General features: G+C 73.9%; 19 protein-coding genes. 15 read left to right on the top strand and 4 right to left on the bottom strand.

The features are described 5' to 3' along the window. Positions 1–14: 14 nt before the first annotated feature. Positions 15–2,840, bottom strand: a complete 2,826-nt coding sequence (locus tag VK501_RS02605; RefSeq protein WP_324334345.1) for a LuxR family transcriptional regulator — start codon at positions 2,838–2,840, stop codon at positions 15–17. A gap of 88 nt (positions 2,841–2,928) precedes the next feature. Here VK501_RS02605 and VK501_RS02610 point away from each other — a divergent pair, with 88 nt between their 5' ends. From VK501_RS02610 to VK501_RS02625, 4 genes are all read left to right on the top strand, one after another. Further along, on the top strand, positions 2,929–3,105 hold the full coding sequence (locus VK501_RS02610; protein ID WP_324334347.1) for a hypothetical protein: 177 nt from the start codon (positions 2,929–2,931) through the stop codon (positions 3,103–3,105). Positions 3,106–3,236: 131 nt separating this feature from the next. After that, positions 3,237–3,629 (top strand): response regulator, encoded by a 393-nt coding sequence (locus VK501_RS02615; RefSeq protein WP_324334349.1) that lies wholly within the window; start codon positions 3,237–3,239, stop codon positions 3,627–3,629. 25 nt (positions 3,630–3,654) lie between these two features. Further along, positions 3,655–4,782, top strand: coding sequence for a sensor histidine kinase (locus tag VK501_RS02620; RefSeq protein WP_324334351.1), 1,128 nt, complete (start codon positions 3,655–3,657; stop codon positions 4,780–4,782). A 187-nt stretch (positions 4,783–4,969) separates the two neighbouring features. Then, a complete protein-coding gene (locus VK501_RS02625; RefSeq protein WP_324334353.1) occupies positions 4,970–6,196 on the top strand; it encodes a hypothetical protein in 1,227 nt (408 codons plus the stop codon). Here VK501_RS02625 and VK501_RS02630 read toward each other — a convergent pair. After that, positions 6,183–7,688, bottom strand: a complete 1,506-nt coding sequence (locus VK501_RS02630; protein ID WP_324334355.1) for a calcium-binding protein — start codon at positions 7,686–7,688, stop codon at positions 6,183–6,185. The genes VK501_RS02625 and VK501_RS02630 overlap by 14 nt on opposite strands. 227 nt (positions 7,689–7,915) lie before the next feature. Here VK501_RS02630 and VK501_RS02635 point away from each other — a divergent pair, with 227 nt between their 5' ends. The 7 genes from VK501_RS02635 to VK501_RS02665 all read left to right on the top strand — a co-directional run bounded on the left by VK501_RS02635 (position 7,916) and on the right by VK501_RS02665 (position 16,091). Next, positions 7,916–8,338, top strand: coding sequence for a YybH family protein (locus tag VK501_RS02635; RefSeq protein WP_324334358.1), 423 nt, complete (start codon positions 7,916–7,918; stop codon positions 8,336–8,338). A gap of 151 nt (positions 8,339–8,489) precedes the next feature. Further along, a complete protein-coding gene (bglX, locus tag VK501_RS02640) occupies positions 8,490–10,799 on the top strand; it encodes a beta-glucosidase BglX (RefSeq protein WP_324334360.1) in 2,310 nt (769 codons plus the stop codon). Positions 10,800–10,939: 140 nt separating this feature from the next. Beyond that, positions 10,940–12,163 carry a formaldehyde dehydrogenase, glutathione-independent gene (gene fdhA / locus VK501_RS02645; RefSeq protein WP_324334362.1) on the top strand — a complete coding sequence of 408 codons (1,224 nt, stop codon included), beginning with the start codon at positions 10,940–10,942 and terminating at the stop codon, positions 12,161–12,163. Between the two features lie 111 nt (positions 12,164–12,274). Continuing rightward, entirely contained in the window at positions 12,275–13,129 is an 855-nt protein-coding gene (locus VK501_RS02650; protein WP_324334363.1) for an SDR family oxidoreductase, read from the top strand. 14 nt (positions 13,130–13,143) lie between these two features. After that, entirely contained in the window at positions 13,144–14,490 is a 1,347-nt protein-coding gene (locus VK501_RS02655) for a cytochrome P450 (RefSeq protein ID WP_324334365.1), read from the top strand. Further along, a complete protein-coding gene (locus tag VK501_RS02660) occupies positions 14,487–15,104 on the top strand; it encodes a TetR/AcrR family transcriptional regulator (protein WP_324334367.1) in 618 nt (205 codons plus the stop codon). The genes VK501_RS02655 and VK501_RS02660 overlap by 4 nt, the downstream gene beginning before the upstream one ends. Positions 15,105–15,347: 243 nt before the next feature. Then, positions 15,348–16,091 carry a hypothetical protein gene (locus tag VK501_RS02665; RefSeq protein ID WP_324334368.1) on the top strand — a complete coding sequence of 248 codons (744 nt, stop codon included), beginning with the start codon at positions 15,348–15,350 and terminating at the stop codon, positions 16,089–16,091. Here the strand turns inward: VK501_RS02665 and VK501_RS02670 are convergent. After that, positions 16,088–17,353 carry an MFS transporter gene (locus VK501_RS02670; RefSeq protein WP_324334370.1) on the bottom strand — a complete coding sequence of 422 codons (1,266 nt, stop codon included), beginning with the start codon at positions 17,351–17,353 and terminating at the stop codon, positions 16,088–16,090. The genes VK501_RS02665 and VK501_RS02670 overlap by 4 nt on opposite strands. A 176-nt stretch (positions 17,354–17,529) precedes the next feature. On the opposite strand from VK501_RS02670, the gene VK501_RS02675 reads away from it, so the two are divergent. The 4 genes from VK501_RS02675 (at position 17,530) to VK501_RS02690 (ending at position 22,043) form a co-directional block, all read left to right on the top strand. After that, positions 17,530–19,248 (top strand): DEAD/DEAH box helicase, encoded by a 1,719-nt coding sequence (locus tag VK501_RS02675; protein WP_324334372.1) that lies wholly within the window; start codon positions 17,530–17,532, stop codon positions 19,246–19,248. A gap of 83 nt (positions 19,249–19,331) precedes the next feature. Then, positions 19,332–20,309 carry an SRPBCC family protein gene (locus tag VK501_RS02680; RefSeq protein WP_324334374.1) on the top strand — a complete coding sequence of 326 codons (978 nt, stop codon included), beginning with the start codon at positions 19,332–19,334 and terminating at the stop codon, positions 20,307–20,309. Further along, positions 20,306–21,526, top strand: coding sequence for a zinc-dependent alcohol dehydrogenase (locus VK501_RS02685; RefSeq protein WP_324334376.1), 1,221 nt, complete (start codon positions 20,306–20,308; stop codon positions 21,524–21,526). Before VK501_RS02680 ends, VK501_RS02685 begins: the two co-directional genes overlap by 4 nt. 91 nt (positions 21,527–21,617) lie before the next feature. Further along, positions 21,618–22,043: an OsmC family protein gene (locus tag VK501_RS02690; protein WP_324334378.1), complete on the top strand. Its 426-nt coding sequence runs from the start codon at positions 21,618–21,620 to the stop codon at positions 22,041–22,043. 68 nt (positions 22,044–22,111) lie between these two features. Here the strand turns inward: VK501_RS02690 and VK501_RS02695 are convergent, their stop codons facing one another. Beyond that, positions 22,112–23,083 carry a Gfo/Idh/MocA family oxidoreductase gene (locus tag VK501_RS02695; protein ID WP_324334380.1) on the bottom strand — a complete coding sequence of 324 codons (972 nt, stop codon included), beginning with the start codon at positions 23,081–23,083 and terminating at the stop codon, positions 22,112–22,114. Positions 23,084–23,147: the final 64 nt, after the last annotated feature.

Genomic DNA, 23,147 nt, shown 5'->3' on the forward strand with positions numbered 1-23,147 from the left:
CGGCCGCCCGCCGCTCAGACGGGGGGTGGCACGCCCCCGGCCAGCGCTTCGGGCAGCTCGGGACGCGAGCGCACGCCGAGCTTGCGGTAGGTCCGTGTGAGATGCGTCTCGACCGTCTTGGGCGAGACGCTGAGCTGCGTGGCGATCTCGCGCGTCGTCGCGCCCTCGGCCGCCAGCTGGGCGACGCGCCGCTCGCTGGCGGTCAGCGCGCTGGGCCCAGACTCCGTGCGCCGCCGCGGCCGTGCCCCGGCGGCCTGCAGCTCACCCAGCGCGCGCGTGGCCAGCGCCGTCGCGCCGCAGGCGTCGGCGACCTCGAGCGCGCGCTCCAGGACCGGCCGCGCGTCGAGCCGGCGGCGATCGCGCCGCCGTGCGGCGCCGAGCTCGGTGAGCGAGCGCGCCAGCTCGAGGCGCGCGGGGGTGCCGTCCAGGACCGCGACCGACTCCTCCAAGAGCTCCAGGCCCGCCGCAGCGTCGGCGGCGACGAACCCCGCGACGCGCAGGGCGGCGCCGAGCGCCCGCGCCAGGCCGAGCTCCCGCGTGCGATCCAGCTCCTGCGCCACGAGCGCGCCGGCGCGCGCTCCGTCGCCCAGGCGGTGCGCCGCGACCGCCGCCCCCGTACGCCACGACAGCACGTTGGGGTTGGCGAGGCCGAGGACGTCCTCCAGCAGCGCCCCCTCGGCGAGGAACGCCTCCAGCGCTCCCTGGGCGTCGCGCTGGGCCAGCCGCACGTGCCCGCGCAGCCAGTTGTCGCCCGGCTGCGGTCCCGCGGCCTCGGCCTGCTGGAGGGCGGCGGCGGCGCCGGCCACGTCGCCCAGCTCCAGGCGCACGAGCGTGAGCGGCTGCGCGGCCAGGCCGGTGAGCAGCGGCCACGCGAGGCGGTCGAGCCCGGCGACGGCCTCGAGGTCGCGGCGCGCGTCGGGGATGCGCCCGCGGTAGAGCGACGTCCACGCGCGGGTGCAGCGGACGTTGGCCTCGGCGACCGGATCGCCGAGCTGCGCCGCCCGCAGGACCGCGGCGTCGAGCATCGCGGCGGCACCGTCGAGGTCGTCGACCCAGTTCAGCGCGCCGGCCACGAACGCGGCGGCGAACCCGCGCGCGTGCGGGTCGACGAGCGGATCCTCGGCCACGGCGGCGCGCGCCAGCTCCGGGACGCGGTGCAGGTCGATGGCGCCCCAGCCGAGGTGCATCACCAGGTGCGCCAGGAGCGTCGGCTCGGTCGGTGGCCGGCCGGCTCGGACCTCCTCGACCAGCCGCGCGCGCTGCGCGGCCATGTCGGCGGCCCGGGCGGGATCGAGCACGGCCGCGGCCAGCTCGTCGGCCAGCAGCAGCTCGGCCGCGGGATCGCCGGGGGCCAGCTCGGCGTGCCCGCGGGCGGCGGCGGCCACGGCACCGGGAACGTCGGCGCGGGCCAGCAGCAACCGCGACAGGCCGTGCCACGCAGCGACACGGTGGGGTGGGTCGCGGACCCGCCGCAGCGCGGCCTCGAAGCGGTCGATCGCGGCGCCGTCGCCCGCGGCCGCCTCGGCGCGGGCCACCTCGACGAGCACCTCGCCGCGGTGCTCGGGGGGCGGTGGCTCGTCCAGCGCCCGGTGCAGCAGCCGCGCGGCGGTCGCGGGCTCGCCGCCGCCCAGCGCGCTGGCCGCGGCGCGCCGCAGCACCCCGACCGTCCACGGGTCGCCCTCGGGTCGCGCCGCCATCAGGTACGGCGCGACCGCCTCGTCGGCCACGTCGTCGGCCGCGAGCCGCTCCGCGGCCCGGCGGTGCAGGCGTGCGCGCTCGAACGGCGTCAGCGCGTGCACCACCGCCGCAGCGACGACGGGGTGCTCGAAGCGCACGGGCTCGCCGAGGGAGAGGACGTCGCGGGCGGCGAGCGCGTCGGCCGTGGCCTCGGCGGTCGCGGCGTCCAGCCCGGCGAGGTCGGCCGCCCGGCGCAGCGGACCCTCGTCGAGGACCGCCACGGCGGCGGCGAGCGCCAGCGCCGCTTCGCCCATGCGCTCCAGCGCGACGAGCACCGAGCGCGCCAGGGTCTCGGGCACCAGCGCGGCGACCGCAGGCGCTGGACCGTCGGCGCGGGTGGCGCGCGCGGCCGCCTCGGCCAGCACCTCGCCGACGAGCATCGGGTTGCCGCGCGTGGCCGCGGCGACGGCGGCGGCGAAGCTCGGCCGGGCGTGCGGCACGTCGCGCTCCACGAGACGCGCGACGGCGCCGTCGGTCAGCGGCGCGGGCCGCAGCAGGGCCGGACCGGCGGCCAGACGGAGGCGGTCGACCAGCGCGGGGTCCGTGGCGTCCTCGCCGGTGCGGACGGCCAGCGCGAGGCCGACCGGCAGCTCGTCGACTCGCAGCGCGAGCTCGGCCAGGACCTGGAGCGTGGCCCGGTCGGCCCAATGGGCGTCGTCGACGACGATCAGCGGGCCGGCCGCGCCCGCGAGCGCGACGCCGGCCACCAGGTCGACGAGCCCCTCGACCAGCGGCCGCGCGGTCCCGCTGGGCAGGACGCCGAGCGTGCCGTCGAAGACGGGCCGCGCGACGGCCGCCAGGCCTTGGGAGAGCAACTCCGGACGTGCGCGGACGGCGGGGTCCAGCAACCGGCGGATCAGGCCGAACGGCACGTGGCGGCCGAGGTCGCTGCCCCGCGCGCGCAGCATCGGGAGGTCCGCCGCGCCCGCGCGGTCCTGGAGCGCGCGCAGCAGGGCAGAGGAGCCGATGCCGGCGGGCCCTTCGACGAGCGCCACGCCACCGCGTCCGGCCGCGACGGCGGCGACCAGCGTTTCGAGCGCCGCGAGCTCCGTGCCGCGCTCGAGCAGCAGGTCCTTGCCCGCGGCATCGGCGGCCCCCGTCACCCACCGGATCTTAGAGGTTCGCGTGCGCGAACTCGCCGATCGCCGCCGCCGGGGCGATGGCGTTGGGCCGGCCCGCTAACCTTGTGACATGCGCCGCATTCTCGACCGTACACAAGTCGTCAGGGAGCTGACGAACGTCGCCGAGAAGCTCGACGGCGGCAACGTCCCGACGGAGAAGCGGCTCACGTTGCTTCGCCGTCAGGCCCAGCTCGGTGATCTCCTCGACGCGATCGACCTCAAGGCGCGCCGCGCCGCCAACGTCTAGGCACATTTCGCCTCCGGCGGCCGGTCTGCGTGAGCACGCGCGGAGTGGGCCGCCATCGGTACGGTCCGCACAGCCTGCGACGAGGCACATCCGGCTGGAGTTCTCGTCGTCACGAGCCGACTACTAGATCTGTGGACCGTCCCTCCCCCCACCGCGAGCCGTTGCGCGTCCTCGTCGTCGACGACGCGCCGGACATACGCGCGCTGTTGCGCGCGATGCTGAGCGACAACGGCAACGTGATGGTCCTCGAGGCCAGCGGCGGCGAAGAGGCCCTGGCGCTCGCCGCGGCCGACCCGCCGGACCTCGCGGTGGTCGACCAGAACATGCCCGGCATGGACGGCGTCACGACCACGCGCGAGCTCAAGGCGCTGCTGGCCGACCTCGAGGTCGTGGCGTTCACCGCCGTCCCGGGTGCGGAGCGGCAGTTCGAGCAGGCGGGCGCCACGCGTCACTTCCTGAAGGACCGCTTCGGCGACCTCGTCGGCTTCATCTCCGAGCGTGCCGCCGGCAACGGGGATCGCTGAGGGAGAGGGCCGCACGGTGCCAGCCATGGGAGACGGCGACGCCGTGTTCACGCAGACCGAGCACAGCCAAGCCCGTCAGCTCGCGCTCCTCGTCGAGAGCGTTCGCGACTACGCGATCTTCCTCATCGACGCGGACGGCTGCGTCGCCACGTGGAACGCGGGCGCCCAGAACCTCAAGGGCTACACCGCCGCGGAGGCCATCGGCGGGCACTTCTCGATGTTCTACACCGAGGCGGATCGCTCGACCGGCCATCCCGAGTTCGAGCTGGAGGTGGCCCGCCGCACGGGCCGCTACGACGAGGAGGGCTGGCGCGTCCGCAAGGACGGCTCGCACTTCTGGGCGAGCGTGGTGCTGAGCTCCGTGCGCGACGAGACCGGCACGCTGATCGGCTTCGCCAAGGTCACGCGCGACCTGAGCGATCGGCGCGCCGCCGATGCGGCGCTGCGCGAGGCCAACGCGCACCTGGCCAAGACCAATCGCGAGCTCGACCGCTTCGCCGCCGTCGCGGCGCACGACCTGCAGGAGCCGCTGCGCACGGTCGCCGGCTTCGCCCAGATCCTCGAAGAGCGCCACGCCGAGCAGCTCGACGAGAGCGGGCAGACCTACCTCGGGTACGTCGCGGCGGCGGTCGCGCGCATGCAGCGCCTCGTCGACGACCTGCTCGGCTACGCCAAGGCGGCCGAGGAGGCGCCCGCCGCCGCGACCGTCGAGCTCGCCGGCGCGACCACCGTGGTCGTCGCCGAGCTGCAGGCCGCGATCGAGGCGCGCGGTGCGAGCGTCGCGGTCGAGGTCGACGCTGCGGCCCCCGCGGTGCGGGCCCATCCGCGCGACGTGGAGTCGGTCCTGCGCAACCTGGTGTCCAACGCCGTGAAGTTCGCCGACCCCGAGCAGCCGCGCGTGGTCGTGCGCAGCACCGCCGTGGAGGACAGCGTGCGGATCGACGTCATCGACAACGGCATCGGCGTCGACCCCGCCGAGCGCCCGCGCCTCTTCCGGCCCTTCCAGCGCCTGCACAGCGCCGCCGACTACCCCGGCACCGGCCTCGGCCTGGCCATCGCGCAGCGCGTCGTCGAGCGCAACGGCGGCGCGATCGGCGTCGACTCCGTCGCCGGCGAGGGCAGCCGCTTCTGGTTCAGCCTGCCGGCGCCCTGAGCGCCGGCGTCCGAAGCCGCGGCACGGAGCCTGGCCGAGAACGACGCGGGCTGCCGACCTGGCCGCTCGTCTAGGCACGAGCGCCCGGGGTCCGTCGCTTTGAGCGGCGAAAGCGGTGCACTTTGGCCACCGGCTCCGCACGGCGCCTGCACGCTGAGCGAGACTCTGCAATGCAGGGGGAGCCGTCATGGCCGCCGACCCGTCCCCCGCATCTCCGCCCACGCCGACGCCGCGCGACGGTCCGCCGCCGTTCGGCGTCCGCGGACCCACCACGGCCTCGTGGCGCGAGCAGGTGCTCGTGCACGTCGCCGAGCTGCGCTTCCTCATCACCTGGCTGCGCGAGCGCTACCCCGACCAGATCGGACACCAGGCGACGCGGGCGATCGACGACCACCTCGACGCCGCCGTCGATGCCGCGGCCGGCGAGGGGAAGGCCCGCAAGGGCCGGCGCCGGGCGGCGGTCGGTGGAGCGTCGGTCGAGCGCGCCATCGGCCACCTCGACGCCGCGGAGACGTCGATCCTCCGGATGGCGCCCGACGGCTACATCCGCGGGCAGCTGCCGTCGCTGCTGGCGCAGGTCAGGAGCCACCTGCAGGCCACCGATCCGCGGCTGCTGCGCCTGGAGGCCATCGCCGTCGAGAACCGCGACACGCTGTCGGCCAGCGACCGCGAGGCGGTCCTGGCGGCCTTCCGCAGCTCCGCGCTGGAGGCCCGGCGGGAGGTCACGCGGCTGCGCAGCTTCCGCAACGTGCTGTACCTCGCCGCGCTCGTGCTCACGGTCTGCGCCGCCACGATGGCGGTGATCGGGCTCCTGTGGCACGACGCCGTTCCGCTGTGCTTCACCCCGGGCGAGGTCGTGGTCGTGTGCCCGCTGCAGACCGCCGTTCCCCGCGTCGTGGCCACGCAGGACGGCGGGGCGGTGCCCGCCGCCAGCGGCACCGGACCGTCGACGGTGAGCCAGGGGCAGCAGGCCACCGCGCTCGACCGGACCGTGCGCGACACCACCTCGCGCGGCGACATCGCCATCGTGGAGATCATCGGCCTCATCGCCGGGGCCGTCGCGGGCGCGGTGGCGCTGCGCGGCATCCAGGGGACCTCGACGCCCTACAGCCTGCCCATCGCGCTGGCGTTCCTCAAGCTGCCGACCGGGGCGATCACCGCGCTGCTGGGCCTGCTGCTGATGCGCGCCCAGTTCGTGCCCGGGCTCAGCGCGCTGGACTCGTCGGCGCAGATCCTCGGGTACGCCATCGTCTTCGGCTCGGCGCAGCAGCTCTTCACGCGGCTCGTCGACCAGCGCGCGCAGGGCGTGCTGGCCGACGTCGGCGCCGCTGTGAAGGCGACCGATCCCGCCGCGCCGCCGCCGCCGGCGACGCCCATGGCGCCGCCCGCGGCGACCGGTCCTAGCCCCGCTTGAGCACCAGCGTGGCCTTCACGCCGCCGCCGCTGATCTTCAGCGTCGCGGACTTGGCGTGGCGCAGCGCGCGCTTGCCCTTAGCGGTGAAGCGCAGGCGAACGGTGGCGGCCTTGCCGGCCTTGGCCTTGACGCTGCCGCTCGCGACGACGGTCGTGCCGCGGCGCGCCGTCAGCTTCAGCGTGCCGGCCTTGGCGCCGGTCACCCTGACCGTGACGCCGCTGCGCAGCGCCGCGGCCAGGGACACGCGCTTGACGAGCGCCAGCTTCGGGGCGCCCGAGGACGACGTGGTCCCGCCCTTGCCCGCGCCCGGCTTGGCCACCGCCGGGGTCGCGGCGCCCGCGGCGCCGCGGGTCACGGCCTCGCAGTCGGGCGCCACGACGTCGCTGGCGTCGGCGAGCACGGTGTCGGCGCCGGCGCCGCAGGTGACGGAGTCGATCTCGCCGTCGCGGGCGTCGATGGTGTCGTTGCCGTAGGGGTACTTGCACCAGATCGGGCCACAGTCGCCGCCGGCGCGATCGCCCGAGATGATGTCCTTGCCGGGGCCGCCGACGATGGTGTCGTCGCCGAAGCCGCCGTCGAGGCGGTCGTCGCCCGCACCGCCGTCGATCTTGTCGGTGCCGTCGGCGCCGATGAGCTCGTCGTTGCCGCCGTTGCCGGCGAGGTCGCCGGACGCGAGGATCTGGTGCTCCTTGACGTACTCGCCGGCGTCGGTCCCGACGAAGCGGGTGCCGTGGTGCAGCGTGAAGCGCTCGATGCTGCGCAGGTCGTCGCCCTCGCCCGGGCGGCCGTCGTCGGCGCCCGCGTCCGGCGTGATGCTCAGCGTCGTGGCCGGCGGGTTGTAGGACTTGGAGCCGTAGTCGGATTCGAGCCGGTCGGTGCCCGGCCCGCCGTCGACGTAGTCGGCCGAGGGCTCCTCGGAGGAGTCCGGCTCGACCTCGTCGTCGCCCGCGCCGCCGAGGAGGCGGTCGGCGCCGGCCTTGCCGAAGAGGGTGTCGTCCCCGTCGCCGCCGTCGAGGATGTCGTTGCCCTTGCCGCCGTCGAGCTTGTCGTTGCCCGGGCCGCCGATCAGGGTGTCGTTGCCCGCGTCGCCGGCGATCAGGTCCGCGCCGGGGCCGCCGTCGATGGTGACCGGCAGGCTCGCGACCACCGAGAAGGACACGTTCAGGATCTCGTCGCCGTCGCCGCCGTTCACCACGACCGCCGTGGGCGCGGGGCAGGTGACGACCGACATCCCGTACAGCGGACTGGGCGTGCAGCCCGCCGGAGCAGCGCTGACGAGGACGCTCTGGGGGCCGTAGAACGTGACGGTGCCGTCCGGCGAGCCCTGGACGTCGATGTTGTTGATCTCGCCGGGCGCGCCGGTGTAGGTGTAGGTGCCAGCGCCGTCGACCGCGATGGTCGCGGCGTGGGCGGCGCCCGGCAGGGCGACGGCCAGGGCGGCCGCGGCACAGGCGGGCAGGACGATGCTGCGAGGGGAGCGGGGGATGCGCATGGCGGCAGACTCGCCATCGGGCGACCCCACCGCATCGGGGACACCCCCGGGGACCCCGGGGTGTGCGCTTCCGTACCGTCGCGGGTGCGGCTGCCCGCACCCGCGCCCCGCCCGGCGGCCCACCCCAATCATGGATCCACGCCGGAGCATCGGCCGGTCGGCCGATTCACACGAAACTCTCATCTCCAGGCCCGGAACTCCCGGCCGCGCCGAGGTTCAATGGTCCCATGACGCAGTCCATCGAGGTTCGCGCGGCCGTCCAGGGACTCGTCGCCGCGCTCGACGGTGACGACGCGGACCGATACCTGGCCGGTCTGGCCCCCGACGTCACGTTCATCCTCCCGCGCGAGGCCGCTCCCCTGCGCTCGCGCGAGCAGCTCCGCGACGCCTGGGAGCGCTGGGCGGCCGACGGCAACCGCCTCGAGGCCTGCCACGCCTGGGAGCTCGACGTCCGGGCGATCTCCGGCACGCTCGCCACGGCGACGCACGTCGTGAGCATGCATCTCGCCGGACGGCCCGATCCGGTCCGCCAGCGCGAGACGCTGGTCCTGCAGCGCGACGACGTCGAGGGCGGCTGGCTGGTCGTCCACGCGCACCGCTCGACGCACCCCTACGAGTGGGCCGGCGCGGGCCTCCCGGCGGCCGCGTAGGCCCGGGTCCCCACTGGCCCGCAGCGAAACGAGCCCCCTGGGCGAGGCCCGAACCGACGCCACACAGGTTTGACCCGGGCCCGGCTTGGGGACTCGTTGGCCGGGCTGTGGCCCGGGTGGGCCACGGCGGGTCTCAACGCTGGGAGGAATCGTGGGACATCGGGGACGCAGGATCGCGATCGCCGCGGCGATCGTCGGATGCAGCTCGCTGACCGCCGGAGTGGTGATCGCGGGGACCGGAGCGGACGACGACACGGCGCTCCAGCCCACGCGAGGATCGGCGGATCGCGGCATCGAGCGCAAGGTCGACCAGCTCGTCGGCCGCATGACGCTCGACGAGAAGCTGCAGCAGGTCCAGCTGCTGGCCGACAACCAGGTCAGCGAGGACGACGCGCGCAAGGGCGTCGGCGGGGTGTTCAGCCTCGTCGACCCGGCCAAGATCGACGCGCTGCAGCACGTCGCGGTCGAGCAGTCGCGGCTGCACATCCCGATCCTGTTCGCCTACGACACGATCCACGGCTACCGCACGACGTTCCCGATCCCGCTGGCGCAGGCCAGCAGCTTCGATCCGGACGTCCCGACGGCCGACAACACCATCTCGGCACGCGAGACCGCGGCGGTGGGCATCAAGCAGATCTACGCCCCGATGGTCGACGTCTCGCACGAGCCGCGCTGGGGCCGGATCTCCGAGGGCGCGGGCGAGGACCCGTACCTCGGCTCGGTCTTCGCGGCGGCGCGCGTGCGTGCCGCGCAGGGCAGCGACTACAGCGCGGCCGACAAGGTCGTGACGAGCCCGAAGCACATGGCCGCGTACGGCAACCCGGAGGGCGGCCGCGACTACAACACGACCGACGTGTCCGAGCAGCGGCTGCGCAACCTGTTCCTGCCGCCGTTCAAGGCGGCGATCGACGCGGGCGCCGACACGGTCATGTGCTCGTTCAACGCCATCAACGGCGAGCCCGGCTGCGCCAACTCGCATCTCGAGACCGACATCCTGAAGCAGGAGTGGGGCTTCGACGGGTTCATCGAGAGCGACTACACCGCCGTCGACGAGCTGCGGGCCTGCCCGCCGAAGAGCCCCGACCAGGGATCGTGCGGCCACGGCGTCGCGGCCGACGGGCCGTCGGCCGGCGCGCTGGCGCTGAACGCGGGCACCGACTCCGAGATGGTCAGCAAGAACATCCGCGACAACGGCAAGCAGCTGCTGTCCTCGGGGCAGATCACGAGCAAGCGGCTCGACGACGCGGTGCGCCGCATCCTGCGCGTCAAGTTCCGCGCCGGGCTGTTCGACCATCCCTACGTCGACCAGGCCGCGATCGCCGGCAAGACCCTGCAGCCCGACGATCGCGCCGCCGCCCGCAAGGCCGCCGGCCGCTCGATGGTCCTGCTCAAGAACGATGACAACACCCTGCCGCTGGATCCGGGCAAGTCGGTGGCGGTCATCGGGCCGCTGGGCGACGACCAGCACGACATGCTCGGGCCGTGGTGGGGCCAGGGCAAGGACGAGGACGCCGTCAGCGTGTTCACGGGCATCAAGGCCCAGAACCCCAACACGACGTTCACCGAGGGCTGCAAGATGATCGACAACGATCTCTACGACCCGGCCAACGAGTGCGGCTCCGACGCCGGTTTCGCGGCGGCGGTCGACGCGGCGAAGGCCGCCGACCAGGTCGTGCTCGCCCTCGGCGAGACGCGTGGCCAGAGCGGTGAGGCCGAGTCGCGGAGCGTCCTCGACCTGCCGGGCCGCCAGCAGGACCTGATCGACGCGATCAAGGCGACGGGCAAGCCGTTCACGGTCGTGCTGTTCAACGGCCGCCCGCTGACGCTCGGCAAGGTCGCCGACGCCTCGCCGGCCATCCTCGAGGCCTGGTTCCCGGGCATCGAGGCCGGCAACGCGGTCGCCGACGTGCTGTTCGGCAAGGTCAACCCCGGCGGCAAGCTCCCGGTGAGCTTCCCGCAGAGCGTCGGCCAGGTGCCGATCTACTACAACCACGACCCCACGGGTCGGCCGTGCGACGCGACCAGCAAGTACAACTCGCGCTACCGGGACCTGAAGACCTGCGCGCCGCTGTATCCGTTCGGCTACGGGTTGTCCTACACGTCGTTCAAGATCGACAACCTGCAGTTGAGCACCGAGTCGATGTCGCAGCGCGGCAGCGTGATGGCGTCGGTCGACGTGCAGAACACCGGCTCGCGGGCGGGTGACGAGGTGGTGCAGTTGTACCTCCACGACCCCGTGGCCAGCCTGTCGCAGCCGGTGCGCCGCCTGCGCGGGTTCCAGCGCGTGACGCTCGACGCGGGCCAGAAGAAGACCGTGACGTTCCGGCTGGACGCCGGCGACGTCGGGTTCTACGACAACTCCGGTCGCTTCACGGTCGAGCCGGGGCAGATCGACGTCTTCGCCGGCGACTCGTCGAGCGCGGAGCTGAGCGACAGCTTCACGGTCACCGGCAAGGGCTGAGGCGACGGCTCGGACCGTCAGCGTCCGAACCGACCGGGACCGGAGCGCGCCGCGCTCCGGTCCCAGCGGGCACACATGGGGGACGAGGCCGCGTCAGCCGGCTCTGCCGCGGTCGAGAGCCGAGCACAAGGAGCCCCACCATGGCCGACAAGAACCGCGGCGTCGTCTACCTGGGCCCCGGGACCGTCGAGGTCCAGGACATCCCATACCCCGAGTTCGAGCTGAAGGAGGGGCCGGGCGTCCCGCCCGAGAACGTGGGGCGCAAGCTCGACCACGGTGCCGTCGTCCGGATCGTGTCGACGAACATCTGCGGCTCCGACCAGCACATGGTGCGCGGCCGGACCACCGCGCGGAAGGGGCTCATCCTCGGCCATGAGATCACCGGCGAGATCGCCGAGGTCGGCCGCGACGTCGAGCTGTTCAAGGTCGGAGACCTGGTGTCGGTGCCGTTCAACATCGCGTGCGGGCGCTGCCGCAACTGCAAGGAGCGCAACACCGGGGTGTGCGAGACGACGAACCCCGGGCGCCCGGGCGCGGCGTACGGCTACGTCGACATGGGCGGGTGGCCGGGCGGCCAGGCCAACTACGTCATGACGCCGTACGCGGACTGGAACCTGCTCAAGTTCCCCGACAAGGATCAGGCCATGGAGAAGATCCGCGACCTGACGATGCTGTCAGACATCTTCCCGACCGGCTACCACGGCTGCGTCACGGCGGGCGTGGGCAGCGGCTCGACCGTGTACGTCGCGGGTGCGGGGCCGGTCGGCCTCGCCGCCGCCTACAGCGCGCACTTCCTCGGCGCGGCGGTGGTCATCGTGGCCGACGCCATCCCCGACCGGCTGGAGCAGGCGCGCTCGTTCGGCTGCGAGACGGTGGACATCACGCAGGGCGAGCCCGAGGACCAGGTGGAGCAGATCCTCGGCAGGCCGGAGGTCGACTGCGCGGTGGACTGCGTGGGCTTCGAGGCCCGCGGCCACGGCAAGAACGCGGCGGAGGCCCCCGCGACGGTGCTCAACTCGCTGATGAGGCTGGTGCGCGCGGCCGGCAGGATCGGCATCCCCGGCCTGTACGTGACCGAGGACCCGGGCGCCAAGGACGAGGCGGCCAAGCACGGCTCGCTCTCGCTGAGCCTCGGCACGGGGTGGGCGAAGTCGGTGAGCTTCACGACGGGCCAGTGCCCGGTGATGAAGTACCACCGCGAGTTGATGATGGCCATCCTCAACGACAAGGCGCACATCGCCGACGCCGTCAACGCGACGGTCATCACGCTCGACGAGGCGCCGCAGGGCTACAAGGACTTCGACAAGGGGGCGGCGCGCAAGTACGTGCTCAACCCCAACGGCTTGATCCCTCAGGCCGCCTGAGCGCGGAGGCGCCGCCTGAGCGACTGGACATCCAGATACCGACCGGTATGCTGACGCGATGTCAGGTTGGTACGTCTGCGTACCAGCACGGTCGGACCAGGAGTGGACCGGATGGATCAGGCGGCGCCCGAGCATCACGACGGCAGCATCAACGGCCGCACCGCGGTCATCACCGGCGCCGGGTCGGGCATCGGCCAGGCCGTCGCCCGCCGGCTGGCCGCCCATGGCTGCCCGGTGGCGATGGCCGACTGGAACGAGGCCGGGCTGGAGGAGACCGCCGCGTCGATCGGCGGGCCGGTCGTCAGCCGCAGGCTCGACGTGCGCGACCGCCAGGGCCTCATGGCCTTCGCCGCCGAGGTCACCGACTGGGCGCCGGCGCCGATCGGGCTGGTGTTCAACAACGCCGGCGTCACGGTCCTGCAGGGCGTCGCCGACGCCTCGCCCGAGGACGACGAGTGGGTCTACGACGTGAACTTCAAGGGCGTGGTCAACGGCGTGCAGGCGTTCCTGCCCGTGCTGCTGGGTCAGCGCTCGGGCGTGATCGTCAACACCTCCAGCGTCTTCGGCCTCGTCGGCTTCCCGCACCAGAGCGCGTACTGCGCCTCGAAGTTCGCGGTGCGCGGCTACACCGAGGCGCTGCGCCAGGAGCTGCGGGGCACCGGCGTGCGCGCCGCGACCGTCCATCCCGGCGGCGTGAAGACCAACATCGTGGCCAACGCCCGCTACCGCGCCGACCACCGCGGCGAGCACGCCGACGTCGAGTCGGCCGCCGCGGCGTTCGCCGACATCGCGCGGACGACGCCCGAGAAGGCCGCCAAGATCATCCACAAGGGCATCGAGGCACGGCGCCCGCGCATCCGCGTCGGGTCCGACGCCGTGCTGTTCGACCTCCTGGCGCGCTTCGCCCCCAACCGCTACTACGACGTCATCGAACGGCTCGAGACGCTGCTGCGTCGGGCCTCGTGAACAAGGACCATCACATGAGCACGAGCACGATCGTCGACGGGGTCCCACCCGGCCCCACCATGCCCATGGCGTTGCAGACGCTCGCCATGATGACCCGCCAGCGGCCGTTCCTCGAACGGGCCCGCCGGCGCTACGGGAACATGTTCTCGGTCAACATCTTCGGGTTGGGCCGGATGGTGATCCTGGCCGACCCGGCGCTGATCAAGCACACGTTCACCGCGGACGCCAAGACGCTGCACGCCGGCTCGCAGAGCCCGCTGCGCAAGGTGCTGGGCAACCACTCGCTGCTGGGGATCGACGAGGAGTACCACCTCGAGCAGCGCCGCCTGCTGCTGCCGCCGTTCAAGGGCCAGCGGATGAAGGTGTACGAGTCGATGATCGAGCAGATCGCCGTCGACGAGATCGAGCGCTGGCCGACCGGCACCCGGTTCGAGACCACCAGCACGTTCCAGCGCATCACGCTGCGGGCGATCCTGCAGGCGGTGTTCGGCGCGTCGGGCCGGCAGCTGCACGAGCTCGAGGCGCTCCTGCCGCCATGGACCGACCAGGGCCAGCACCTCTCGCGCTTCCCCCAGCTGCACAAGGACCTCGGGCCGCTGAGCCCGTGGGGCCGCTTCCTGCGGCTGCGCGCCAAGGTCGACGCGATCCTCGACCAGCTGATCGAAGACGCCCGGCGCGACCCCGCGCTGACCGAGCGCACCGACGTCCTGGCGCTCATGGTCCAGGCGCGCCGCGAGGACGGCAGCGCGCTGACCAACGCCGAGATCCGCGACCAGCTCGTCACGATGCTCGCCGCCGGCCACGAGACCACGGCGCACACGCTGGGCTGGGCGGTCGAGCGCCTGACGCGCAACCCCGACGTCCTGGCGCGGCTGGTGACCGAGGTCGACGAGGGCCGCAAGGCCTACCGCGACGCGACGATCCGCGAGGTGCAGCGCATGCGCCCGGTCGTCTCGTTCGCCGGGCGCCACACGCAGAAGCCGTTCGAGCTCGGTGGCTACCGCCTGCCCAAGGGCGTGCTGATCGGCCTCAGCGCCGGCCTGACGCACTACGACCCGGAGCTCTTCGAGCAGCCCGAGCGGTTCGACCCGGACCGCTTCTACGAGAAGCTGCCCGAGACGTACTCGTGGATACCGTTCGGCGGCGGCATCCGGCGCTGCATCGGCGCGACCTTCGCGCACATGGAGCTCGACGTCGTGCTGCGGGTGATGCTCGAGCGCGTCGCGCTGGAGCCGACGACCGCGCCTGACGAGGCCTGGAAGTTCAAGGGCGTGGCGTGGAGCCCGGGCTCGGGCGGGCGCGTCACCGTGCACGGTCGCGCCGTGCGCGAGCGCGCGCCGGAGGTGGCCGCCGCCGCGTGAGCGCCGCGGCGACACCCGGGCCCGCCGCGGGACTGCTGCCGGCGACCCCCGGCGGCTTCCGCGACCGCCTGCTGCTCGGCATGGCCGACGCGATCCGCGAGCACGGTGACTTCCGGTCGGTCACGGTCGCCGAGGTCGTGCGGCGCGCGCGGACCTCGCGCCGGACGTTCTACCAGCACTTCGACGACCGCGAGGCGTGCTTCCTGGCGCTCTTCGACGTCGTCAGCGAGGGGCTGCTGACCACGATCGCGGAGGCGGCGACGGGGGAGGGGCCGTTCGGCGACCGCGTCGACCGCGCGATGGCCGCCTACCTCGGCGCGCTGGCGGCCGAGCCCGTGCTCGCGCGCTCCTGCATCGAGGAGGCCGGCTCCGTCGGCCCCGACGGTACGGCCCGCGTGCGGGCGATGAACGAGCGCTGGGCGCGCCAGACCATGCGGCTCGTCGAGGAGGCCCGCGAGCACGACGACGCCCTGCGCCCACTGCCGTTCGAGGTCGCCACGATCATCACCGGCGGCTTCCGCGACCTGGTCATCACGACCCTCGACGAAGGCCGCGACCTCACCGAGCTCCAGGACGTCGCCAGCGACGTGTTCCGCCGGATCACGATGCGCTGAGGGGCGGGGGCGGCGGGGGCGGCGGCGCGTGGCAGCCGGCGTCGGAGGCGTGCCGCGCGGGCGCAGAAGGTTGGCGAACGCATCCGGGGGCAGTGACGAACGAGAGCGTGTGCGGCCCGCGGCGTCGAGGGACGACTCAACCGCGTATAGCGCGGTTCAGTCGTCCCTCGACGCCGCGCGGTTCCCGGGCCCCCGCGCCGGACCTCCCGCCGGCGACCGCGACCGCCGGTACCGTTGCCGGTCATGGCCCCCGCCGACGCCGTCCGCTTCGGAGCTGCGCTGGTGCGCCCGCAGCCCGGGCTGCCGGTGCGCGTCGCGCGCGAATGGGCCTCGACGCGCGACGCGCGCTCGCGGCCGGCGCCGCCGCAGGGCCACGGACGCCCGGTCCTGCTCGTCCCGGGGTTCCTGGCCGGCGACGCGAGCCTGGGCCGGCTGGGCGCCTGGCTGCGCGGTGGCGGCTGGCGGACCTACCGCAGCGGGATCGCGACCAACGTCGACTGCATGGAGCCGCTGGTCGCGCGATTGGAGACGCGGGTCGAGGGGATCGCCGAGCGCGCCGGGCGCCCCGTGACGATCGTTGGGCAGAGCCGCGGCGGGACGCTCGGGCGCGCGCTCGCCGTGCGGCGACCCGACCTGGTGGACATGCTCGTGACGCTCGGCTCGCCGGTGCGCGACCAGCTGGGCATCCACCCCCGCACGCGGCTCGCGGTGACGGCGGTCGGCCTGCTGGGCACGGCCGGCGTGCCGGGGCTCTTCAGCCGCCGCTGCACGAACGGCCCGTGCTGCGCGCAGGCGCGCGCGGACGTCCTGGGCCCGTTCCCCGCGGCGGTCGGCTACGTGGCGGTGTACTCGCCGCTGGACGAGGTCGTCCGCATCGACGCGTGCCTCGATCCCGCGGCCGAGCAGATCCCGGTGCCCACGTCGCACGTCGGGATGGGCCTGGACGCGCGGGTGTGGCGCGTGCTCGCCGCGCGGCTGGGCACTTAGGCGAGCGCGGCGGCGGCCGCGCCGCGGGCGTCCGTGCGGCGCTCGAGCGCCAGCGACGCGCCGAAGATCGCCATGCCGCTGAGCGTCAGTCCGACCGCCACCCACATCGGGGCGGTCAGGCCCCAGCCGGCGGCGAGCGTGAGGCCGCCGAGCCACGCGCCGAGCGCGTTGGCGATGTTGAACGCCGAGTGGTTCAGCGCGGCGCCGAGCGTCTGCGCCTCGCCCGCCACGTTCATCAGCCGCATCTGCAGCCCGGTCGGCAGGATCAGGCTCATCCCGAGGACGAACACCGTCACGAGCGCCGTCGCGGCGTGCGCCGAGGTGACGGTGAACACCGCGAACATCGCCGCCATGAGCAGGAAGACGGCGAACATGACGGGCACCGGGCGCCAGTCCATCAGCCGGCCGCCGGCGAGGTTGCCGGCCACCATGCCCAGGCCCCAGACCGCCAGCGCGATCGGCACCGCGCCCAGGGCCAGCCCCGAGCGGTCCGTGAGGATCGGGCTGATGTAGGAGTACACGGCGAACATCCCGCCGCCGCCCACGGCGCCGGTCGCGACCGCGAGCAGCACCTGCGGGCGCCGCAGCGCCGTGAGCTCGCGGCGCAGCGTCGCGCCGCGGTCCGCGGGCGCCCACGGCACGACGCGCCGCACGCTGATCGCCGTCAGCGCGGCGAGCACCGCCGCGGCGGCGAACGCGACGCGCCACCCGAACGTCTGGCCGAGCCAGGTCGCGACCGGCACCCCGAGCACGTTGGCGACGCTCAGCCCCAGCAGCACGCGCGAGATCGCGCGCGCCCGCCGCTCCGGCCCGGCCATGTCGGCGGCGACCAGCGCGGCGACGCCGAAGTACGCGCCGTGCGGCAGGCCCGCGAGGAAGCGCGCGCCGACCAGCAGCGGGTAGGACGGTGCGAGCGCGCTGAGCAGGTTGCCCGCCGCGAAGGCCACCATCAACGCGACGAGCAGCGTGCGCCGCGGGAACTTCGCGCCGAGGCCCGCCAGCACCGGCGCGCCCACGACGACGCCGATCGCGTAGGCGCTGACGACGTGGCCCGCGGTCGGGATCGAGATGCCGACGCCGCCGGCGATCTGCGGCAGCAGGCCCATCGCGACGAACTCGGTCGTGCCGATCGCAAAGCCGCCCAGCGCCAGCGCGGCGACGACCAGGCCGAGGCGCGGGCGGGGCGGCGGAGGGGCGGGCGCCTCGGGGCACAGGTCGGAGACCGGCGCCGCGGGCGGCTCCCGGATGAGCGATTCGGGCACGCTCTATTGGATAGCGGGTCGGCGGCCGCGATCACCGCGCCAGCGGCTCGTCGATGTTGCTCGTACACGCGGCCCACGCGCCGCGCTTGGCGAGGCGCCGCTAGCCTCTCGGGTCGAGTCCGGACGCAGTGGCACTGGGCTGGCGCAGCATCCATCCCAGAACATTGGAGTACCGCATGACCTCCGATCCGTCCGACGACGCGATCACCTTCGCCGACCTGGCGCTCGCGCCCGAGCTGGTCGGCGTCCTCTCCGTCCTCGGCTACGAGGAGCCCACGCCGATCCAGCGCGAGGCGATCCCGCCGCTGCTGGACGGCCGCGACCTGCTGGGCCAGGCGGCCACCGGCACCGGCAAGACCGCCGCGTTCGCGCTGCCGCTGCTCGAGCGCCTGCAGCGCACCGGCGCGCTCGGCGGCCGGCACCCCACCGCGCTCGTGCTCGTCCCGACGCGCGAGCTCGCCACTCAGGTCTCCGAGGCGGTGCACAAGTACGGCCGCGACCTCGGCGTGCGCGTCCTGCCGATCTACGGCGGCCAGCCGATCGTCCGGCAGCTCAAGGCCCTGGAGCGGGGCGTCGATGTCGTCGTCGCCACGCCGGGCCGCGCGCTGGACCACATCGGCCGCAAGACGCTCAAGCTCGAGCACCTCACGACGGTCATCCTCGACGAGGCCGACGAGATGCTCGACATGGGCTTCGCCGACGACATCGAGGCGATCCTCGCCGAGACGCCGCCCGAGCGCCAGACCGTCCTGTTCTCCGCGACGATGCCGCCGCGCATCAACCGCATGGTCGGCCGGCACCTCAACGACCCCGTCAAGATCCAGATCGGGCGCGAGCAGCAGGAGGCCGGCGAGGCGCCGCTCGTGCGCCAGAGCGCCTACATCGTCCCGCGCGCCCACAAGCCTGCCGCCCTGGGGCGCATCCTCGACGTCGAGCAGCCGACCGCCGCGATCGTCTTCTGCCGCACCCGCGCCGAGGTCGATTCCCTCACCGAGTCGCTTAACGGCCGCGGCTACCGCGCCGAGGCGCTGCACGGCGGCATGACCCAGGATCAGCGCAGCCGCGTGCTGACCCGCCTGAAGGCCGGCACCACCGAGCTCCTGGTGGCGACCGACGTCGCCGCGCGCGGCCTGGACGTCGACTCGCTCACCCACGTCGTCAACTACGACGTGCCGTCCGCGCCCGAGGCCTACGTCCACCGCATCGGCCGCGTCGGCCGCGCCGGGCGCGAGGGAGTCGCGATCACGTTCGCCCAGCCGCGCGAGCACCGCATGCTCAAGACGATCGAGCGGGTCACGCGCACGAAGATCGCCATCGAGAAGGTCCCGACGGTCGCCGACCTGCGCGCCCGACGCCTGGAGCTCACCCGCGCCGCGCTGCAGGAGAGCCTCACCGAGGACGACCTCGAGCCGTACCGCGTCGTGGTCGAGACGCTGAGCGACGAGCACGACATCGTCGAGATCGCGCTGGCCGCGATCAAGCTCGCCCACGAGGCGGGCGGCGGCTCCTCCGACGAGGACGAGATCCCGCAGGTGGCGCCACCGCCTGCGCACGACCAGCGCCCCGGCGCCCGCGGCGGCGCCGGCGGCCCGCGCGGCGAGCGCCCGCCGCGCGGTGGCGCCGGCCGGCCTCGCGAGGCGACCGAGGGCATGACCCGCCTGTTCGTCGGCGCTGGGCGCACCGCGGGCATCCGCCCGCAGGACCTGGTGGGCGCGATCGCCAACGAGTCGGGGCTGTCGGGCCGGCAGATCGGGGCGATCGAGATCGCCGACCGGTTCTCGCTGGTCGAGGTGCCCGAGGGGTCGGCCGACCACGTCGTCTCCACCCTGCGCACGAGCACGATCAAGGGCAAGAAGACGACGGTGCGCCGGGAGCGGTTCGGCTCCAAGAAGTAGCACTGTGCGGCGGCGTGTCCGCGCGCCGTCGCGGGCGGCGAGCCCGCGCATCGGGGCGGGCGCGGTCAGGGCAGCGCGAGTGCATGAGCACGCAGACCGCGCCAACCGCCAACGGACGCTACGTCCCGAACCTGACGCAACCGCCACCCAACGATCCGCTGCCGCGGGCGCTGGGCTGGGCGAGCCTCGGGCTCGGCATCCCGCAGGTCGCGTCGCCCGGAGGGTTCGCCCGGGCCATCGGCGTGCGCGACGACCCCGAGGCCCGCGGCTGGACGCTGCTGGTCGGGGCGCGCGAGCTGATGGGGGCCGCCGGGATCCTCGAGCTCGGCCAACCGCGGCCGACCGGCTGGCTGTGGGCACGGGTCGCCGGCGACGCCATGGACCTCGGGCTGCTGCTCGCCGCGCTGAGGTCCAAGCCGCGGCACCGCAACCGTCTGCTGGGCGCGACGGGCGCGGTGCTGGCGATCACCGCCGCCGACGTCGCTGCGGCGATGCGCATGAGCAGCCACCCCGAGCTGCACGCCGAGCCCGGCCCGCTGCGCGCCCGCGCGGCGATCACCGTTCGCCGGCCCAAGGAGGAGGTCTACCGGTTCTGGCGCGACTTCGAGAACCTGCCGTCGTTCATGGAGCACCTCGACAGCGTCGAGGACCGCGGCGGCGGCGTCTCCCGCTGGGCCGCCCGGGCGCCCGGTGGCCGCACCGTCGAGTGGGACGCCGAGCTCGTCGACGAGCATCCCTACGACCATCTGTCGTGGCGCTCGCGCGAGGGCTCGTCCGTCGAGAACTCGGGCAGCGTGTGGTTCGTCACGGCGCCCGGCGGCCGCGGGACCGAGATCCACCTCGACCTGCAGTACGACCTGCCCGGCGGGGCGCTCGGCGTGCTGATCGCCGGACTCGCAGGCGAGGAGCCACGCCAGCAGGTGCGCGAGGACCTGCGCCGCGCCAAGCAGATCCTCGAGACCGGGATGGTCGTGCGGTCCGAGGGCAGCCCGGACGGCCCGATGGCCCGCCGGCGCGTCAGGCAACGCCCAGCCCAGCCACTCGTCGGGAGCGCATCATGAAGGCCAACTGCTGGACCGGCCGCAACACGGTCGAGGTGCAGAACGTCCCGGACCCGAAGATCCTCAACGCCCGCGACGCGATCGTGCGAATCACCTCCAGCGCCATCTGCGGCTCGGACCTGCACCTCTACGACGGCTACGTGCCGACGATGAAGCGCGGCGACATCCTCGGCCACGAGTTCATGGGCGAGGTCGTCGAGACCGGTCCGGAGGTCGGCGACCTCGCGGTCGGCGACCGCGTGGTCGTCCCGTTCCCGATCGCCTGCGGCGCGTGCGCGGCCTGCGAGAACGGGCTGTTCTCGGTCTGCGAGAACTCCAACCCCAACGCGGCGATGGCCGAGAAGCTGTGGGGCCACTCGCCGTCGGGGATCTTCGGCTACTCGCACATGCTCGGCGGCTACGCCGGCGGCCAGGCCGAGTACGCCCGCGTGCCGTTCGCCGACGTCGGCCCGATCAAGATCGAGGACGACCTGCCCGACGAGTCGGTGCTGTTCCTCTCCGACATCTTCCCGACCGGCTACATGGGCGCCGAGATGTGCGACATCAAGCCCGGCGACGTCATCGCCGTCTGGGGGGCGGGACCGGTCGGCCTGTTCGCCGTCGCCAGCGCGTACATGCTGGGCGCCGAGCGCGTCATCGCGATCGACCGGTTCGACTACCGCCTCAAGAAGGCCCGCGAGCAGGCCGGGGCCGAGACGATCGACTACGAGAAGGTCAACGTCCTGGAGGCGCTGGCCGAGATGACCGGTGGGCGCGGCCCCGACGCCTGCATCGACGCCGTCGGGATGGAGGCCCACCACCACGTCGGGCCGATCCACGCCTACGACCGCGCCAAGCAGGCCACGCGGATGGAGACCGAGCGCCCGCATGCCCTGCGTGAGGCGCTGATCGCCTGCAAGAACGGCGGCACCGTGTCGATCATCGGCGTCTACGGCGGGCTCATGGACAAGTTCCCGATCGGGTCGGTGATGAACCGCTCGCTGACCATCCGCACCGGGCAGTGCCACGTGCAGCGCTACCTCAAGCCGCTGCTCAAGCGCATCCGCAAGGGGGAGATCGACCCGAGCTTCGTGATCTCGCACCGGATGTCGCTGGACGACGCGCCCAGGGGCTACGACATGTTCAAGCACAAGCGCGACGACTGCACCAAGGTCGTGCTCAAGCCGTTCTCCTCGGCCGCCTACGGCACCCCTAGACCTTCGGGCGGTGGCGCGTGAGGGCGCGCCACCGCTCGCGGAGCGTGTGACCCGCGGCCCCGCCGGGCACCTGCGTCAGGAACCTCGATTCCGACCGCAGGAGGATCCATCCATGCCTTCCAAGGGCACGGCGCAGTGGCAGGGCGACCTCAAGGGCGGCAGCGGCACGTTCCGCGCCGGCGACGACATCACCGGCAACTATTCCTACAAGTCGCGCTTCGAGGACGGCGAGGGCGCCAACCCCGAGCAGCTGATCGGCGCCGCGCACGCCGCGTGCTTCTCGATGGCGCTGTCGAACATGCTCGCCGAGGCCGGCAACGCGCCGGCCTCGGTGGACACCGAGGCCATCGTGACGTTGCGCATCGTCGACGGGGCGCCGACGATCACGAAGATCGCGCTGACCACCGTCGGCCGGGTGCCCGGCATCGACGAGGCCGCGTTCGTCGAGCACGCAGAGGCCGCCAAGGCCGGCTGCCCGGTCAGCAGGGCGCTGGCCGGCGTCCCGGAGGTCACGCTGGACGCGTCGCTGGCGAGCTAGGGGAACGCTGGCCCAGGGGGCCAGGTTCCCTTGCGGGTGTTCGCCCAGGGGGCGAAACCCGCGGCCTGTTAGGGATCTACGCTCCTGGTCTCGGCGCCCTCGGCCGCGGCGTACAGCGCCTCGATGGCGCGCGCCTGGCCGACGGCGTCGGCGCGGCCGACCAGCGGCGCCCGGCCGCCGGCGACGGCCGCGGCGAAGTCGCGCAGCTGCAAGGCGTAGTGGTTGGCGTGCGGCACCGCGATTCGCTGCGTCGGCGTTCCGGCGCGCTCGAGCTCGATCACGGGCTCGCGCGCGTGCCAGGGGTCGGTGAGGCGCAGCACGCCCTCGTCGCCCACGGCCTCCAGGCCGTCCTCGGCGGCCAGCGCGAACCCGCAGTCGATGCTGGCCAGCACGTCGCCTTCGAAGCGCAGCAGGCCGGTGAGCACGACGTCGACGTCCTCGCCGCCGGCGATGCGCATCGCCTCCACCTGCTCGGGCTCGCCGCCGGCCAGCGTGCGCGCGCCGCTGACGCAGTAGCACCCGACGTCCATGAGCGCGCCGCCGTCCATCGCGCGCGAGAGCCGCGGATCGCCGGGCTCCGCGACCGGGCCCGAGAACCGCGCGCGGATCAGCGCCAGGCGCCCGATCGCGCCGCTGGCCAGCAGCTCCTGCGCTTGGGCGACCTGCGGGTGGTGGCGCCACATGAACGCCTCGGCGAGGACCAGGCCCGACGCCTCGGCGAGGTCGAAGGCCTCCTCGACCTCGGCGGCGCGCCGCGACAGCGGCTTCTCGCACAGCACGTGCTTGCCGGCCTGCAGCGCGCGGACCGTCCACGGCATGTGCAGGTGGTTGGGCAGGGAGACGTACACCGCGTCGATCTCGGGATCGGCGAGCAGCGCCTCGTAGCTGCCGTGGGCGCGCGCGATCCCCTTCTCGCGCGCGTAGGCGTCGGCGCGCCCCTGGGTGCGGGACGCCACGGCGACGAACCGGGCGGCGTCGGCGCCGAGCAGGGCATCGTTGATCCGGGCGGTCGAGAGGATGCCCCAGCGCAGGTCGGTCACGCCACGCACGCTAGACGGTTGATTCCGTATTCGGCTGGGGCGGGAAGGGTCGGCCAGGGGACAT

Source organism: Baekduia sp., from assembly GCF_035318805.1.
Taxonomy (GTDB): Bacteria; Actinomycetota; Thermoleophilia; order Solirubrobacterales; family Solirubrobacteraceae; genus Baekduia.